We start from the raw sequence: 16,176 nt of genomic DNA, 5'->3' as shown, positions 1-16,176 counted from the left end.
ATTATTGGAAACCATAAAAAAAAGCCACCCCGGAGGATGGCTTCATCAATTTCGATAAGCGAGGCTTATGCGTTGTTGTTCTGTGGGCGCATTGCCGGGAACAACAGCACGTCACGGATAGTGTGAGTGTTGGTAAACAGCATTGCCAGGCGGTCGATACCGATACCCTGACCTGCTGTTGGCGGCAAGCCGTGCTCTAGTGCGGTAATATAGTCCGCATCGTAGAACATCGCTTCGTCATCACCCGCATCTTTCGCTTCAACCTGCGCTTTGAATCGTGCGTCCTGATCTTCTGCATCATTAAGCTCAGAGAAGCCATTCGCCACTTCACGGCCGCCGATGAAGAACTCGAAACGGTCAGTGAAGAACGGGTTGTCGTCGCTACGGCGAGCCAGTGGTGAGATGTCCGCTGGGTAACCGGTGATGAAGGTTGGCTGGATCAGTTTAGGCTCAGCCGTTTCACCGAAGATTTCCTCAAGCAGCTGACCGCATGTCCAGAAGTCTTCCACTTCAACGTGAACAGACTTGGCAATAGATACCATTAGCTCACGGTTCTGCAGATCTTCTTCTGTTAGGGCCTGGATTTGCTCGTGGTTCGGGTTGTAGTGCTTGATCGCCTCGAACATGCTCATGCGTGCGTAAGTGCCACCGAACTCAACCGTCTCGTCGCCGTAAGGCATAGAGGTTGAACCCAGTACCTCCATTGCCACCGTGCTCAGCATCTCTTCGGTCAGATCCATCAGATCTTTGTAGTCCGCGTATGCCTGGTAGAATTCCATCATGGTGAATTCTGGGTTGTGACGTGGCGATAGGCCTTCGTTACGGAAGTTACGGTTGATTTCGAATACACGGTCGAAACCACCCACCACCAAACGCTTCAGGTACAGCTCAGGCGCCACGCGCAGGTACATGTCGATATCCAGCGCATTATGGCGGGTGATGAACGGACGCGCCGTCGCACCGCCAGGGATCACGTGCATCATTGGCGTTTCAACTTCAAGGTAGCCTTTCGACATCATGAAGTTACGGATTGCCGCTACCAGTTTAGAACGGATGATGAACGCGTTGCGAGAATCTTCGTTGACGATCAGGTCAACGTAACGCTGACGGTAACGCATTTCCTGGTCAGTCAGACCGTGGAACTTCTCTGGCAGAGGACGCAGTGCCTTGGTCAGCAGCTCGTACTCGTCCATGTTGACGTAAAGATCACCCTTGCCTGATTTGTGCAGGGCACCTTTCACACCGATGATGTCACCGATGTCCAAGCCAGCGTATTTTTCTTTCAGCTCTTTCTGAACGTTCTTGTCGGCGTAAGCCTGAATACGGCCAGATACGTCCTGGATTGCCAGGAATGGACCACGCTTAGCCATGATACGGCCAGCAATTGCCACTACGTGACCCGCTTCAGCAAGCTCTTCTTTGCTTAGTTCGCCGTATTTAGCCTGCAGATCTGCCGCTAGGCTATCGCGACGGAAATCATTCGGGTGGCCGTTTGCCTTGCAGTTTTCGCGGATTTTATCCAATTTCGCGCGACGTTCAGCAATCAGCTTATTCTCATCTTGTAATTGATCAGTCATGGGTTAACCCTTAAATGTTTTAACCGGAGTCGGTTACAGACCTGATTTCAGGCTGGCTTCAATAAAACGGTCTAAATCGCCGTCAAGTACGGCCTGGGTGTTACGATTTTCCACCCCGGTACGTAAATCTTTAATACGGGAGTCATCCAGTACGTAAGAACGGATCTGGCTACCCCAGCCAATGTCAGACTTGGCGTCTTCGTTGGCCTGCTTCTCAGCATTCTGCTTCTGCATCTCAAGCTCAAACAGTTTTGCTTTCAACTGTTTCATCGCTTGGTCTTTGTTCTTGTGCTGAGAACGATCGTTCTGACACTGCACCACGGTGTTGGTTGGTACGTGAGTAATACGTACCGCCGATTCGGTGGTGTTAACGTGCTGACCACCGGCACCCGAGGCACGGTATACGTCAATACGCAGATCAGAAGGATTGATATCGATATCGATATTGTCGTCTACTTCCGGGTAGATAAACGCAGAAGAGAATGACGTGTGGCGGCGACCGCCCGAATCGAATGGTGACTTACGCACCAGACGGTGTACACCGGTCTCGGTACGTAACCAGCCGTAAGCGTACTCACCGCTAATACGCACTGTTGCCGACTTAAGACCAGCCACATCACCTTCGGAAACTTCGATCACTTCGGTCTTGAAGCCTTTCGCTTCCGCCCAGCGCAGGTACATGCGGAGCATCATCGATGTCCAGTCCTGTGCTTCTGTACCGCCCGAACCTGCCTGCAGGTCGATGTAGCAGTCAGAGCTATCGTGATCGCCAGAGAACATACGACGGAACTCAAGCTTGGCCAGCTTGCTTTCTAGCTCAGCGAGTTCAGGTTCGATCTCGTCGAATGTCTCTTGGTCTTCTTCTTCCACTGCCAGCTCAAGCAGACCTTCAACGTCTTCAACGCCTTGGTCCAACTGGTCGATGGTATCTACAATCGCTTCTAATGATGAACGCTCTTTGCCCAGCGCCTGTGCGCGCTCTGGCTCGTTCCATACATCAGGTTGCTCTAATTCTGCATTGACCTCTTCTAGACGCTCTTTCTTGGCATCATAGTCAAAGGTACCCCCTAAGGACGTCAGTACGTGCTGATACATCCTCAAGTCGGTTTTTAATAGGATTAATCTCGAACATTGCCACTCTTCATAGCCGAAATGGACATAACCGAAGGATTCTATCGAATTGTAGATAGAATATACAGGGAAAAGGGAAGGGAAACGGTGAAATTATTTTATTAACCCGATCACAAAAAAGCCGCCGGTAACAGAGAAGCCATATTTCAGCAAAATTCCCTGTCACAGGTGAACTGGCAAGACCTATTTGGCCTGCCAGATCAGATTAGACAAGAACAGACTACAGCGCCGTGATGTGCTCTACCAACAGTTGGGCGCTACGGTTGCCGCGGAACTCGTTGACATCAAGTCGGTAAGCGAGCTCAACCTGTTGAACCGAAGCATCCGGCCAGCGGCGGACATCGACATTGAACGCAATCGCATCAATCACACTACCACCCGCGACAGGCTCAAGCATCATCTTGAGGTGCTTGCTGCCCACCAGCTTCTGGTGCAGCAAACGGAACCGACCATCAAACATCGGCTCGGGGAACTGCTGCCCCCACGGCCCGCCGGCCCGCAGCACTTCCGCCGTCTGCAAATTGAGCTCCTGCGGCATCAGCTCGCCGTCGCTGAGCAATACCCCGCGCAAGGCATCTTCGTCGAGTTCGGCCCGTACAGCTAGGTCAAACGCCTGGCTAAATGCCTCGAGCTTAGGCTCGGGAATGGTCAGCCCCGCCGCCATGGCGTGACCACCAAATTTGAGGATCATCCCCGGGTTCTGGGTATCAATCAAATCGAGCACATCACGCATATGCAAACCGGGAATGGAACGGCATGACCCTTTGATTTCGCCATTGCCCGCATCAGCAAAGGCAATGACCGGGCGATGGTACTGCTCCTTGATCCGCGAGGCCAAAATACCAATCACCCCTTGGTGCCAGTCACGCTGGAACAGGGCCAAACCATAAGGCATATCCTGCTGGTTGAACTTGAGGCGTTCGCAAATCGCTACCGCTTCTTCCTTCATGCCCTGCTCGATTTCCTTGCGGGTCTGGTTCAAGGCATCCAGCTCGGTGGCCATCCGGCGCGCCGCCTGAATGTTGTCACACAGCAGCAACTCAACCCCGAAAGACATATCATCCAAGCGTCCGGCGGCATTGATCCTCGGCCCCAGGGCAAAGCCCAAATCCGTCGCCACCAAGCGGGCCGGATCGCGATTGGCCACTTCAATCAAGGCGCGGATCCCCGGTCGGCATTTACCAGCACGGATACGCTGCAAGCCCTGATGGACCAAAATACGGTTGTTGCCATCCAATGCCACCACATCAGCTACGGTGCCCAGTGCCACCAAATCCAACAGCTCCGCCAAATTAGGTTCGGGCAGCCCCTGCTCGACAAACCAGTTATCCTCGCGCAGCGATGCACGCACTGCAAGCATCAGGTAGAAGGCAACGCCCACGCCGCACAACGCCTTGGACGGAAAGCCACACTCATGCAGGTTCGGGTTCACGATCGCATCCGCTTGTGGCAGGGTATCCCCCGGCAAGTGGTGGTCAGTCACCAGCACCTGAATACCACGCTCCTTCGCCGCCGCCACCCCTGAGATAGAGGACACGCCGTTATCCACCGTCATGATCAGTTCGGCACCGCGCTCTGCCGCCTGCTCGACCACTTCCGGGCTCAAGCCATAACCGTCATCGAAGCGGTTAGGGACGAGGTAATCAACATTCCGGCTGCCTAGCATACGCAGTGCCAGTACCGACAATGCCGAGCTGGTTGCCCCATCGGCATCGAAGTCACCCACCACGATGATGCGGCGCTGCTCGGCCAGTGCCTGCTTGAGCAATGTCACCGCCGGCTCAATACCGTACAGCTGGTTATACCCCAGCAAGCCGCGTACCCCGCGCTCGAGCTCAGCTTCGCTGGTAATACCCCGGGCAGCATAGATCCGCTGCAGGATTGGCGGGGTGATATCGGTGAACTGGCTAGTATCGGCTTCTGGACGGCGTTTAATTTCAATCATCGGGATTATCTGTCAGGCAGGGAAAATAAAGATAGTTGGGCATATGCGTACCTAGCCATTATAGGCTCTGGACCCGCGCGGGCAACAGAAATTCGGCTGTAAAAAAGCCCCGGAAATTCCAGGGCTTTATAAACAAGCTACTGAGGGAGTGCCAATTTAGCTGCGGTTATCCAGCATCTGGCGCAACATTGGCGCCGGCTGATAGCCTGGCAACATGGTGCCATCTTCCAGAATCATCGCAGGGGTACCGGAAACGCCCATCGCTACACCCAACTGATAGTGTTTGTTGACCAAGTCGCCCTGCTGCTCGATACCGTTTGGATTAAAGGTACCCTCTTTGGCCTGATCCATCGCCTTGGCCGGGTCTTTGGCCCCCCAGATCGCACTCATCTCACCGAAGTTGCGCGAACGCTCTCCACCGCGCGGGAAAGCCAGGTAGCGGATGGTGATACCCGCATCATTATAGGCCTGCATTTCGCTATGCAGCTTACGGCAGTAGCCACAGCTGGTATCGGTGAAGACGGTGACCACGTATTTTTCATCTTTGGCCGGATAGACGATCATCTCATCTTCCATGCCTTCAAGCTTGGCCTTGTTAAGTTTGGCCATCTTCTGCTCAGTCAGGTTCACCGGCTCGGCGCCGGTTGCCTGGTACAGGTGACCTGCCAAGAAATAACCACCATCATCAGAGACATAAACAATGCCCCGCTCTGTCACGACTTCATTGAGCCCTGGCAGTGGCGAAGCACTGATAGTAACCGGCACCAAACCCAGCTTGCTCAACTTGCTGGTAATTGCTGCCTCGTCTGGCTTGGCTGATGCCGTGAAGGCTGTCATTGCCACTGCGGTTGCAAGTAACGTACGACCCAAAAAGTGCATGCGACTCTTTCCTTTAAAATAATAAATTCGTGCCGGACTGTGACGCTTACCGCCAGTCCCCATCACTACTGGTGAACTATATGACCCTTGTAGTGCAAAAAAATTTCACATTCCGCAAAATATCTCAACCCTTCTATAGTATATACGCAAGTATCAAGCAGATGCAGGCTGGTTTATTTACCTTCTCTCCCCAAATAGGCATCTTAAGCCCGTGGATGATGCGCACTGTGAAGCTGCTTGAGGCGCTCAGTCGCGACGTGGGTATAGATTTGGGTGGTCGACAGATCACTGTGGCCAAGCAGCATCTGCACGACGCGCAGGTCAGCGCCGTAATTGAGCAAATGGGTCGCGAAGGCATGACGCATCACGTGTGGCGACAAGGTATCACCGTCTATGCCCGCTTTCACGGCATAGTGCTTGATCCGGTGCCAGAATGTCTGGCGGGTCATCTGCTTGGCACGCTTGCTCGGGAAAACCACGTCCGAGCTTTTCTCCCCGAGGAGCTGCGGACGGCCACTTTGCAGGAACTGCTCAATCCAATCAATGGCATCTTCCCCCATCGGTACCAAGCGCTCCTTGTTACCCTTACCAATCACGCGAACCACCCCCTGACGCAGGCTGACATTTTCCATGGTCAGGCTCACCAGCTCGGTCACACGCAAGCCAGTCGCATAGAGCAGTTCGAGCATTGCCTTGTCTCGAAGCTCAATCGGATCGTTGGGATCAGGTGCCGACAGCAAGGCGTCGACCTGCTCTTCGGTAATATCCTTGGGCAGGCGCTTAGGCAGCTTGGGGCTGACTAGCATGGCGCTGGGATCGTCATCGCGCATCTTTTCCCGGTTCAGATACTGGAAGAGGCGGCGGATCGCCGATGCCATTCTGGCCCGCGACGTCTGTTTATAATCGGCGTCAAACAACCACTGCTGGTAACGCTGCAGATCGTCAGTTGACACCCTTTCCAGGGTCAGGCTTTGGTCTTTGAGCCAGTTTTCCAGCTTTTTCAGATCATTGCGGTAAGACATCAGGGTGTTTTCAGACAGCCCCCGCTCCATCCACATCGCATCGAGAAACCGCTCGATGATCACTTCATCGTTTTCCACTACAACCTCGGTGTTCGTTTCGGGCAAATGGGCATGAACAAAAGATCATGAAGCATTGCCTATAAAACACATGGATAAATAAACAGTATTCAATGGTAGACGATTTCCCTGCAAATGTAACGACCCAGCTCGTTTGCAACTGGAATTTCTGACTCAATCACTCAGAAATAGTCAAGACCGCCCAAGCTAGGTAGAATCCCCTATCATTTATTCGTTACACATTGGACAAGCAGCATGAAGATTGGCTTATTCTACGGCTCAACCACCTGCTATACCGAAATGGCGTCGGAAAAGATCCGCGACTGTATCGGTGCCGAACTGGTTGATTTACATAACATAAAAGAAGCAGACATTACTTCAATGAACCAGTACGACATGCTGATCCTGGGCATTTCCACTTGGGATTTCGGTGAGTTGCAGGAAGACTGGGAAGCCGTGTGGGAGCAACTTGATGGCCTGAGCCTGGACGGCAAGACCGTGGCGCTGTTCGGCCTTGGCGATCAGGAAGGCTACACCGAATGGTTCCTTGATGCGATGGGCATGCTGCATGAGAAACTGCTGCCTACCGGTGCCCAGTTTGTTGGCTACTGGCCTAACGTGGGCTATGAATTCGAAGCGTCAAAAGCATTGACCGATGACGGCAAACTGTTTGTTGGCCTGGCACTGGATGAAGACAGCCAGTACGAGCTGAGCGACGAGCGCATCACCACCTGGTGCGAACAAATCCTCACCGAATACAGCGAAACGCTTTAACGCTGCGTAAAACACCCCTGCTTAGGGTAAACACGAAAGACAAAAGGGATGCCGAGGCATCCCTTTTTGCTAACTGCATAATGGCATTTGAACGGTTACACCGTTTGGCCTTCTTGCTGCGCTTGCTTAACGGCTTTCTGCGAGCCGACAAAGTAAGTCACTACCAATGCCGCAAAAGTTGGCATCAACCATGCCATGCCGTAATCAAACAGTGGCAATACGCGGAAAGCCGACACATTGAAACCTGCTACCTTAGCCGCATCAATCATGCTGAACGACAGTGCTACCAACATTACTACACGGTAGGACAGCGCCGGGTTTGGCAACCAGCGGCGGATAAAGGTCAGGATAACCAGTGCCATCGCAATTGGGTACAGGGCAAACAAAGCAGGCAAAGACAGCACAATCAGCTGGTTCAGGCCAACGTTGGCAACCACACAGCATGTTACTGACAATACCATGGCCCACTTTTCGTAAGACCAGCTTGTCAGTGAAGAGAAGTATTCAGAACATGCACTGATAAGGCCAACTACCGTAGTCAAACACGCCAGCAACACAATCAATGACAGCATCATCTGGCCTGCAGGGCCGAACAGCGCGGCAACGTAAATCGCCAGAATGTCACCACCGTTTGACGCATTGGCTGCGATATTCACACTGGTCGCGCCCAAATAGAACAGGGAAATGTAAACAAACGCCAAGCCAGCAGCCGCAATAAGGCCTGCCATGACCAAGTATTTGCGGGTTGCTGTTTCATCGGTCACGCCCTTGCTGCGTACCGCATCGACAATCACCATACCAAACAGCAGAGCTGCCACGGCATCCAGGGTGTTGTACCCTTCGACGAAACCTTTGAGGAAAGGCATATCGATATAATCGCCACGTGCCGCTTCAATAGCATCCTGCGGGTTAGCCACTACGCTCACTGCCAGTACAACCAAGGCAATAAACAAAATAGGAGTCAGGAATTTTCCGACCATATCAACCAGGTTACCGCGCGAGCGGGACAGGAACATCGCGATGCCAAAAAAGACGATAGAGAAAATAGTAAGGCTAAGCTGTCCTGCGTCGGCAATGAATGGCTTCACGCCCATTTCATAAGCCACCAAACCGGCACGAGGTGCGGCAAAGGCAGGGCCGATCACGATAAAAATCAGTACCGCAAGAAGTGTCGCAACTTTGGACGGCAAATCCTGGGTCATGCCTTTCCAGCCGCCTGCGACAGCCACGGCAATAATCGCCACGAGCGGCAAGGTCACACCGGTTGACAGGAACCCGAACATCGCCGGAACGAGGTGATCACCGGCCTGCTGGCCAGCTTGCGGCGGGAATATGATATTACCGGCGCCCAAGAAGAAAGCGAAGGTCATAAAACCCAACGCCATGATATCGGTAAAACTGAGTGACTTTTTCAAACTGCACCTTCCACTCTTTGTTATGTCTGCTGTATTTGTAACTTTTGTTATTTTTTTAGCCACAAAAAAGGATTACCTGAATGTGACCTTGCTCGCAGCATAATGACGAAAAAGCACTCAACAAGCAACATCATAGTGAAAAACACCATAATCTTTGGCTCGCAAACTCAAAAACCAGCATATACAACCAAAATAAAAACTCAAACCGAAACATAAAACCAATAAAAACCAGTTATAAAAAAGATAAAAAACAGAATTAATAACTATGCAACATCTATTCAACAGAAGGTTACCATTCTGCATTTCATCTCGGGCGGGCTATAATGCCTTGGTCAAAAACACAACAAGGTCTAGCAACACCATGGCAAAAGGGTTCACCTTCAAGCAGTTCCACGTCAACGATTATGGCTGTGGCATGCCAGTCAGCACCGATGGCGTCATGCTCGGTGCCTGGGCAGCGCTACCGACATCAGGCCAAATCCTCGATATTGGCACCGGTAGCGGTCTGCTTGCACTGATGAGCGCACAGCGCACGACAAGTAACGGCAACCCCATTACCGCGATTGAAATCGACCGCGGAGCAGCCACGGCAGCGCAAAAAAACTTCAGCGACTCTCCATGGTCAGAGCGTATCGAATTGGCACACCAAAGCGTCCAGGACTGGGCCAGCCAGCAGCCGGCCGGCAGCGTTGCAGCGATTGTCTGCAACCCTCCCTACTTCAACCATGGCGAGCAAGCTGAATGCCAATCCCGGGCGACGGCGCGCCATACCGGTACCCTGTCGCACCATGACTTGTTGTCAGCCATCAGCTATCTGCTAAGCCCTACAGGAAGCGCCAGCCTGATATTGCCGGTATACGAAGGCGAGCAACTGATCCAAGCCGCCCGCGCCCACCAGCTATACTGCCAACGGGTATGCGAAGTAAAAACCACCGAACGTAAAGCCCCAACCCGGTTGCTGATCGCGTTGGCTGCTAGCCCATCAGAGCCACAACACGAGCAGTTGGTGATCCACGAGAGCGGCGAGTACAGCAAAGCTTTTGTTGCCCTGACCAAGGCGTTTTATCTGAAAATGTAGCGGGACTGCCGCATTCGGTTTGGCGATTTGCAGAAGTTTTTATACTTTATCGGTGATCGTTGCGGCAATTATCTCTATAATGCCGCCCCTTATGTATTTTGCACGTGCTCTATAGGCTTCCCCAACAGGTGGAAGATACCCTGAGTTCCCAAGGAGAAATGACTGGTGAGAGACTTTTCCGAATTAGAATTAGATAGCGAGCTGCTGCAGGCCATTGAAGATATCGGCTACGATCGCCCTACCGTGATCCAGTCCGAGGCGATCCCGCACGCGCTGGATGGCCGTGATGTACTGGCGTCCGCTCCTACCGGTACCGGAAAAACCGCAGCATTTCTTCTGCCGATGATCCAGCACCTGCAGGACTTCCCGCGCAAGAAGCCGGGACCTGCACGCGTATTGGTTCTGACCCCGACCCGTGAACTGGCTATCCAGGTTGCCGACCAAGCACGTGCGCTGGCAAAGCACACCCAGCTAAAGGTATTCACCATTACCGGCGGGATCTCCTACGACGAGCATGCTGAGCTACTGGGCAAAACCCAGGATATCGTGGTGGCGACACCGGGCCGTTTGATGGAGTACATCGAAAGCGAGCGTTTCGACTGTCGTGCTATCGAGTGCCTGATCCTCGATGAAGCCGATCGCATGCTGGACATGGGGTTTGGCAAAGCCGTAGAGCGTATTCACAACGAATGCCGCTGGCGCCGCCAAAGCTTGCTGTTCTCAGCCACGCTAGAAGGCAAGGGTGTCCGTGACTTCTCGAACACCATCCTCAACGAGCCGGTCGAAGTCAATGCCGAGCCGCCACGCCGCGAGCGCAAGAAGATCCATCAGTACTACCACCGCTGTGATGATATGGCCCACAAGCTGGCACTGCTGGAAAACATCCTCAAGGGCGAAGCTGAACGCACCATTGTTTTCGTCAAGACCCGCGAACGTCTTGCTACCCTGCGTGATCAGCTGGCTGCAATGCAGATCCCATGCTGCTGGATCCAGGGCGAGATGGCCCAGGCGTCACGTAACAACACTATCCGCCGTTTCCGCGAGGGAGAAGTGAACATCATGCTGGCCACCGACGTTGCCGCCCGTGGTATCGATCTGCCGGACATCAGCCACGTGATCAACTTCGATATGCCACGCACCGCCGATGTCTACCTGCACCGTATCGGCCGTACTGCCCGTGCAGGCAAGAAAGGCACTGCCGTTTCTTTGATTGAAGCTCACGATCAGGCAATGATCGAACGTGTCGGCCGTTACATGAAAGAAGAAGTGGCCGAGCGCTTTATTGATGGCATGCGCCCGCAGCACAAAAAGCCTGCCACGGTGAAAAAGAAGAAGAAAAAAGATCCGAAAAAGAAAGCGGCAGTGAAAAAGAAAAAAGCCAAGAAGTAAGGTATTTTCTTCAGTAAGCAAATAGTAAAACGGGCTGGTAGATACCAGCCCGTTTTTTATTCCTGTAACCACGGCATACAGTTGTGATTATTGCTCTTCGCGCTTGAACACCAGCTCGGTAGCTGTCGACTCTGCCGGCACAAAGTAGTAACCCGCGGTATCAAACTGCTGCAGTTTTTCTACTGAATCCACTTGGTTGTCAATGATGTAGCGCGCCATCATGCCACGCGCCTTCTTGGCATAGAAGCTGATCACCTTGTAAGTACCGTTTTTGCAATCTTTGAAAACCGGGGTGATGATTTTACCGGCCACCTGCTTAGGCTTCACCGCCTTGAAATATTCATTCGAAGCCAGATTGATCAGGATATCGTCGCCCTGCTCAGCCAAGGCCTGGTTGACCTTATCGGTAATAATGCTGCCCCAGAACTGGTATAGGTTCGTGCCACGCGGGTTCGCCAGCTTGGTGCCCATCTCGAGGCGGTACGGCTGCATCAAGTCAAGCGGGCGCAACAGGCCATACAAGCCAGAGAGCATTCTCAGATGCTGCTGGGCATAGGCAAACTGCTCGTCGTTCATGGTTTCGGCCGCCAAGCCGGTGTACACATCCCCTTTGAAGGCCAAAATCGCCTGGCGGGCATTGTCTGTCGTAAATTCTGGCTGCCACTCGGCAAAACGGGCTGCATTCAAGCCGGCGATTTTATCGCTCACCTTCATCAGGCTGGCGATCTGCGCTGGCGTCAGCTCACGGCAAACCTCAATCAACTCAGCCGAGTGATCTGTCAGCTCTGGCTGGGTGAAAGATTCCGTCGCCAACGGAGAGTCATAGTCGAGAGTTTTTGCCGGTGAAACCACAATTAACATGGGAAGCTTCCTTTTGATCTTATATAGTTAAGATGTTATCAGCCTGACAAAAAAAAACCACGCGTAGTACGCGTGGTCTTTTCTATTGCTGTTATCGCTAAATTCGATGATGAGATCGCTCACCACCAGAGGTCACAGGCAATCAGTCCTTCTTCGGCTGATCCCATATCCCTTCTTCAAGCTGGGCATGCAACTCAGGGTAGTCCTTGCTATCGAAAGTCGGCACCTTGCCCTGCTTGAGCTGCAGGTTGTAGTCCCGAGCCAGTTTCACTACTGTACCGGACAGCAACACAATCGCTATCAAGTTGATGATTGCCATCATGCCCATCGACACATCTGCCATCGCCCAGACAGTCGGCAAATCGGCGACCGCACCGAACATCACCATGCCCAGCACCACAATGCGGAACACGGTCAGGCCGGCCTTGTGGTTGTGCTCAAGGAAGATCAAGTTAGTCTCGGCGTAAGAGTAATTAGCCACCAGCGAGGTAAAGGCAAAGAAGAAGATCGCCACCGCGATGAAAATGGCCCCCCAGCCACCGACCTGAGAGCTCAGCGCACGCTGGGTCAGTTCGATACCGGTGATCTCGCTGTGCGGGACATACTCGCCCGACATCAGGATAATCGCCACAGTAGCCGAACAAATCACGATAGTATCCATGAACACACCGAGCATCTGGACATAGCCCTGCGAAGCCGGATGAGGCGGATATGGTGTTGCCGAAGCGGCAGCATTGGGAGCCGAACCCATACCCGCTTCATTGGAGAACAGACCACGCTTAAGGCCATTGATCATCCCCTGGGCAATGGTGTAGCCCAAGGCGCCCGAAGCCGCTTCCTCAAGGCCAAACGCACTGCGGAAAATAAGCCCCAGCACTTCAGGCAGTTTGCCAATATTGGTGAACATGATAAACAGGGCCAGCACCAGATAACACAGCGCCATGGCCGGAACCAGGATCTCTGCAGTACGAGCAATGGCACGCAAACCACCGAAAATAATGACACCCGCCATGAATACCAGAACGACCCCCACGTAAGCCGGATTCCAGCCAAAGGCCACATTCATCGCCAGAGTGATCGAGTTTGCCTGAACCGAGTTAAACACCAATCCAAAGGCGATAATCAGGAAAATGGAGAACACCACGCCCATCCAGCGCATGCCGAGGCCTTTTTCCATATAGTAAGCCGGGCCACCGCGGTAGTTGCCGTCATCATCACGGGTTTTATAGAGCTGTGCCAAGGCACTCTCGGCGAAAGCCGTCGCCATCCCCAGCATGGCAATCAGCCACATCCAGAAAATAGCGCCCGGGCCACCTAGCGTCAGTGCTACGGCGACACCTGCCATGTTGCCGGTCCCGACACGGGCAGCCAAACTGGTACACAGCGCCTGGAACGATGATATCCCTGCCTTGTCCGACTTACGACTGTTCTTCATTACGCTGAACATATGGCCAAAATGACGGAACTGAATGAATCCCAACCGGTAGGTAAAGAACACGCCAACGCCAATCAGCAAATAAATGAGCACGGAGCCCCATAACAGATCGTTCAAAAAGTTAATCTGACTTGACACGTCTACCCCTCTAGAAATCAATAATTAGCTGATTGCCGGTCTCATCGACCGCAACCAGAAAATATCGGCACAGCCCGTTTGCCAACCTGACGCAAGTTTGCGGGTAAGCAAAACAGTTACTACAACCTTAGTTTTATTATGTGGTAAAAGACAGCGACGGATTTCCCTGTATTCACAGACCGCTATCAGACGCAGCTATTATGTTGGCATGATGTTAACAAGAGGCATGAGAAAAGTGCCACCTGCTGACAGGACCTTGTTTGGTATAACTGCAGATGGCTGATGATCATGCAAAGATAACCAGCAAAAATCAATATCCTAGCCATGAATATTGCTTATCTGGCATTTCGCTGGCGAAATTAGGGCCGATATTCTGCTTTTTCATCCCATTCCCGCAAGCCATAGCACCGGCTATCTTGCCGCTTTTTTATACAACCAGTTTGACATTGCGATCTTACGCACATCAAAACTTCATCAATGGGTAACATTTGCGAAACACATCAATTTCATTTTGTTGCTTGCTATGATATTTAAATAGGACCGATTGTAAGGAAGAGGTGCTCTATGGACAGCTATGCATTCGATGACATTCTTGCAACTGAAACACCAAGACGTGGTTCCCGGAGCAAGCCTGTGAAACGCAAGTGGCGTGAGATTGAAGCGCTGAAAGACAGGCAGAGACTGCGCCGTGAACTGGCTGATATTGATATGTTCAAGGATTTATCAGACGACGATCTTGATTTCTAACTCAACAAGCAATGATCTGCCAAAGAGCCGGCATATGCCGGCTCTTTCTTTATGTAGCAATTTACACGTACCGAACGGCTAAGCTTGTAGCCGCTCGGCAAGGTGGCGGTATCGCTCGGTGACCTGCCCGCCAAACAATGGATCGCAATCGCATTCTTGGTACTGCTGTGACACCGCTAGCCAATCTTCTTGGGTAAAATGCGAACGGATCAAAGGGAGAATATGCTTCTCCTCAAATTCCAGATGGGCGTATTGGCGGACAACAAAAGCATTGAGTTTGTCGGCAAACACATCGAGCGGGATCACTGCATCCATCAATATCATCTCGACCGTGTCGGCAAACTCCTGGGTCAGCCTTGCCAACTCTTCGTGCTCTTTCTCCAGGCTTTCGACTTCACCGGCATGCTCGGAGTAATGCTGCTGGTAGTAGCGGTAAAGCACATCCTCTTTAGGGTGGTGGCAGCTCTCGGCATAACTCTGCAGGTAATCAACAATATCTTTGATCAGGCCATAATTGACCTCTTGCCCGTTACGTATTGCTGTAAGCTTCTGTTGAAGGATCTTCAACAGCCGGCAGATATAACCATGTTCAGTGTGAATGTCATCAAGCATCATTGCATAAACCTCCCAGTCATCTCCATTACTGTAAGTGTATGCAAGGATAGAAAAAACCACCTTGATCCTGGTTATTTAACGCGCAGATAATTCACATTCTCTACACATTTTGACAATTTAAGATTAATCTTCCAGCAACCAATTAACCGTCGGTTTATTCATCTGGTTTAATAGCTGATTTGTCTGTGAAAAGTGCTTACAACCAAAGAAGCCTCTATATGCAGACAGTGGTGATGGGTGGGCGGAGCGCAGTACATGATGGCGCTCAGTGTCAATTTTCTTGCCTTTCTTCTGGGCATGAGCCCCCCACAGCAGGAAAACCACGCCGTCACAGTGCTGGTCGATCACTTCGATCAAACGGTCGGTAAATGTTTCCCAGCCTATCTTGGCATGGGAATGGGCATTGCCTTGCTCCACCGTCAGCACGGTATTAAGTAGCAATACTCCCTGTTCGGCCCAGCTCTGCAGATAACCGTGGGATGGCGGGACAAAACCATCGATATCTGCCACCAACTCCTTGTACATGTTGGCCAGAGATGGCGGGACTTTTACGCCGGGACGGACCGAAAAGCTTAAGCCATGAGCCTGATCGGGGCCATGGTAGGGATCCTGCCCGAGGATCACCACTTTGACCTCCGACAGCGGTGTTGCTTCCAATGCATTGAACACATCTTCCTGCGGCGGGTAAACCACCTTGCCCGCCGATCGCTCGGCGGCAACATACTGTTCAACCTGCTGGAAATAGGGTTTCTGGCGCTCCGCGTCAATCACGTCTTGCCAGCTCAATACCGGGCTCATTCTCTGCTCCTCAATCAATATGACGGCATCTATTGTATACCCAAGCAGCAGAGTCTTGCATGATTTACCTTCTTGATAGCCAACAAAGGACGCCAAGGAAAATAGCCTCCTGATATTGACATGGCATTAAATCAGTATTTATGTTTGGATAGCTAGTTGTAGGATGCCCGATGAAATATAAGGAATAATCAAAGCAAAATTTTCACCTCAGGATGAATATAAACCCTTTAAATAATATTAATTATAAATTAAAATCAATGCTTAACTAAATAAAATCACCAACTAATAATATTTAAGTCATTAGATAACCTTACT

Annotated in this window: 14 protein-coding genes; 4 read left to right on the top strand and 10 right to left on the bottom strand. The window is 51.8% G+C overall.

The genetic code is table 11. From position 1 onward, the window contains the following. Positions 1-65: 65 nt before the first annotated feature. From lysS to xerD, 5 genes are all read right to left on the bottom strand, one after another. Complete coding sequence (gene lysS / locus R2X38_RS22045; protein WP_317524508.1) at positions 66-1,577, bottom strand: lysine--tRNA ligase; 1,512 nt, start codon at positions 1,575-1,577, stop codon at positions 66-68. Between the two features lie 33 nt (positions 1,578-1,610). Then, a protein-coding gene (gene prfB, locus R2X38_RS22040) for a peptide chain release factor 2 (RefSeq protein WP_317524507.1) occupies positions 1,611-2,709 on the bottom strand; the annotation gives its coding sequence in 2 pieces (ribosomal slippage) (positions 1,611-2,633 and positions 2,635-2,709; 1,098 coding nt in all). A 219-nt stretch (positions 2,710-2,928) separates the two neighbouring features. After that, positions 2,929-4,653, bottom strand: a complete 1,725-nt coding sequence (recJ, locus tag R2X38_RS22035) for a single-stranded-DNA-specific exonuclease RecJ (RefSeq protein ID WP_317524506.1) — start codon at positions 4,651-4,653, stop codon at positions 2,929-2,931. Positions 4,654-4,809: 156 nt separating this feature from the next. Continuing rightward, a complete protein-coding gene (gene dsbC, locus R2X38_RS22030) occupies positions 4,810-5,532 on the bottom strand; it encodes a bifunctional protein-disulfide isomerase/oxidoreductase DsbC (RefSeq protein WP_317524505.1) in 723 nt (240 codons plus the stop codon). A 203-nt stretch (positions 5,533-5,735) separates the two neighbouring features. After that, positions 5,736-6,632, bottom strand: a complete 897-nt coding sequence (gene xerD / locus R2X38_RS22025; RefSeq protein WP_317524504.1) for a site-specific tyrosine recombinase XerD — start codon at positions 6,630-6,632, stop codon at positions 5,736-5,738. A 234-nt stretch (positions 6,633-6,866) separates the two neighbouring features. Between xerD and fldB the strand changes: the two genes are divergently transcribed. After that, a complete protein-coding gene (fldB, locus tag R2X38_RS22020; protein ID WP_317524503.1) occupies positions 6,867-7,385 on the top strand; it encodes a flavodoxin FldB in 519 nt (172 codons plus the stop codon). 95 nt (positions 7,386-7,480) lie between these two features. On the opposite strand, the gene brnQ is transcribed toward fldB, so the two are convergent. Then, a complete protein-coding gene (gene brnQ / locus R2X38_RS22015) occupies positions 7,481-8,800 on the bottom strand; it encodes a branched-chain amino acid transport system II carrier protein (protein WP_317524502.1) in 1,320 nt (439 codons plus the stop codon). 361 nt (positions 8,801-9,161) lie between these two features. On the opposite strand from brnQ, the gene R2X38_RS22010 reads away from it, so the two are divergent. Both R2X38_RS22010 and srmB read left to right on the top strand, forming a co-directional pair. Continuing rightward, the gene (locus R2X38_RS22010) at positions 9,162-9,878 is read left to right on the top strand and encodes a tRNA1(Val) (adenine(37)-N6)-methyltransferase (RefSeq protein WP_317524501.1); all 717 of its coding nucleotides are present in this window, start codon (positions 9,162-9,164) and stop codon (positions 9,876-9,878) included. Positions 9,879-10,043: 165 nt separating this feature from the next. Beyond that, positions 10,044-11,267 carry an ATP-dependent RNA helicase SrmB gene (gene srmB, locus R2X38_RS22005; RefSeq protein WP_317524500.1) on the top strand — a complete coding sequence of 408 codons (1,224 nt, stop codon included), beginning with the start codon at positions 10,044-10,046 and terminating at the stop codon, positions 11,265-11,267. A gap of 87 nt (positions 11,268-11,354) precedes the next feature. Here srmB and yaaA read toward each other — a convergent pair whose 3' ends face one another. Together yaaA and R2X38_RS21995 are read right to left on the bottom strand one after the other, a co-directional pair. After that, on the bottom strand, positions 11,355-12,128 hold the full coding sequence (gene yaaA / locus R2X38_RS22000; protein ID WP_317524498.1) for a peroxide stress protein YaaA: 774 nt from the start codon (positions 12,126-12,128) through the stop codon (positions 11,355-11,357). A gap of 142 nt (positions 12,129-12,270) precedes the next feature. Next, positions 12,271-13,701, bottom strand: a complete 1,431-nt coding sequence (locus tag R2X38_RS21995; RefSeq protein ID WP_317524497.1) for a sodium:alanine symporter family protein — start codon at positions 13,699-13,701, stop codon at positions 12,271-12,273. 564 nt (positions 13,702-14,265) lie between these two features. Here R2X38_RS21995 and R2X38_RS21990 point away from each other — a divergent pair. Then, the gene (locus R2X38_RS21990; protein WP_039467101.1) at positions 14,266-14,448 is read left to right on the top strand and encodes a DUF3545 family protein; all 183 of its coding nucleotides are present in this window, start codon (positions 14,266-14,268) and stop codon (positions 14,446-14,448) included. 78 nt (positions 14,449-14,526) lie between these two features. Here the strand turns inward: R2X38_RS21990 and R2X38_RS21985 are convergent, their stop codons facing one another. Further along, the gene (locus tag R2X38_RS21985) at positions 14,527-15,063 is read right to left on the bottom strand and encodes a hemerythrin domain-containing protein (protein WP_317524496.1); all 537 of its coding nucleotides are present in this window, start codon (positions 15,061-15,063) and stop codon (positions 14,527-14,529) included. Between the two features lie 123 nt (positions 15,064-15,186). Then, positions 15,187-15,861: a uracil-DNA glycosylase gene (gene ung / locus R2X38_RS21980; RefSeq protein WP_317524495.1), complete on the bottom strand. Its 675-nt coding sequence runs from the start codon at positions 15,859-15,861 to the stop codon at positions 15,187-15,189. Between the last annotated feature and the right edge of the window lie 315 nt (positions 15,862-16,176).

It is taken from the genome of Photobacterium rosenbergii (assembly GCF_033022775.1).
GTDB classification, from domain to species: Bacteria; Pseudomonadota; Gammaproteobacteria; order Enterobacterales; family Vibrionaceae; genus Photobacterium; species Photobacterium rosenbergii_A.
Note: the sequence above shows the minus strand (reverse complement) of the source record. Positions and strands in the feature narration are given on the sequence as shown.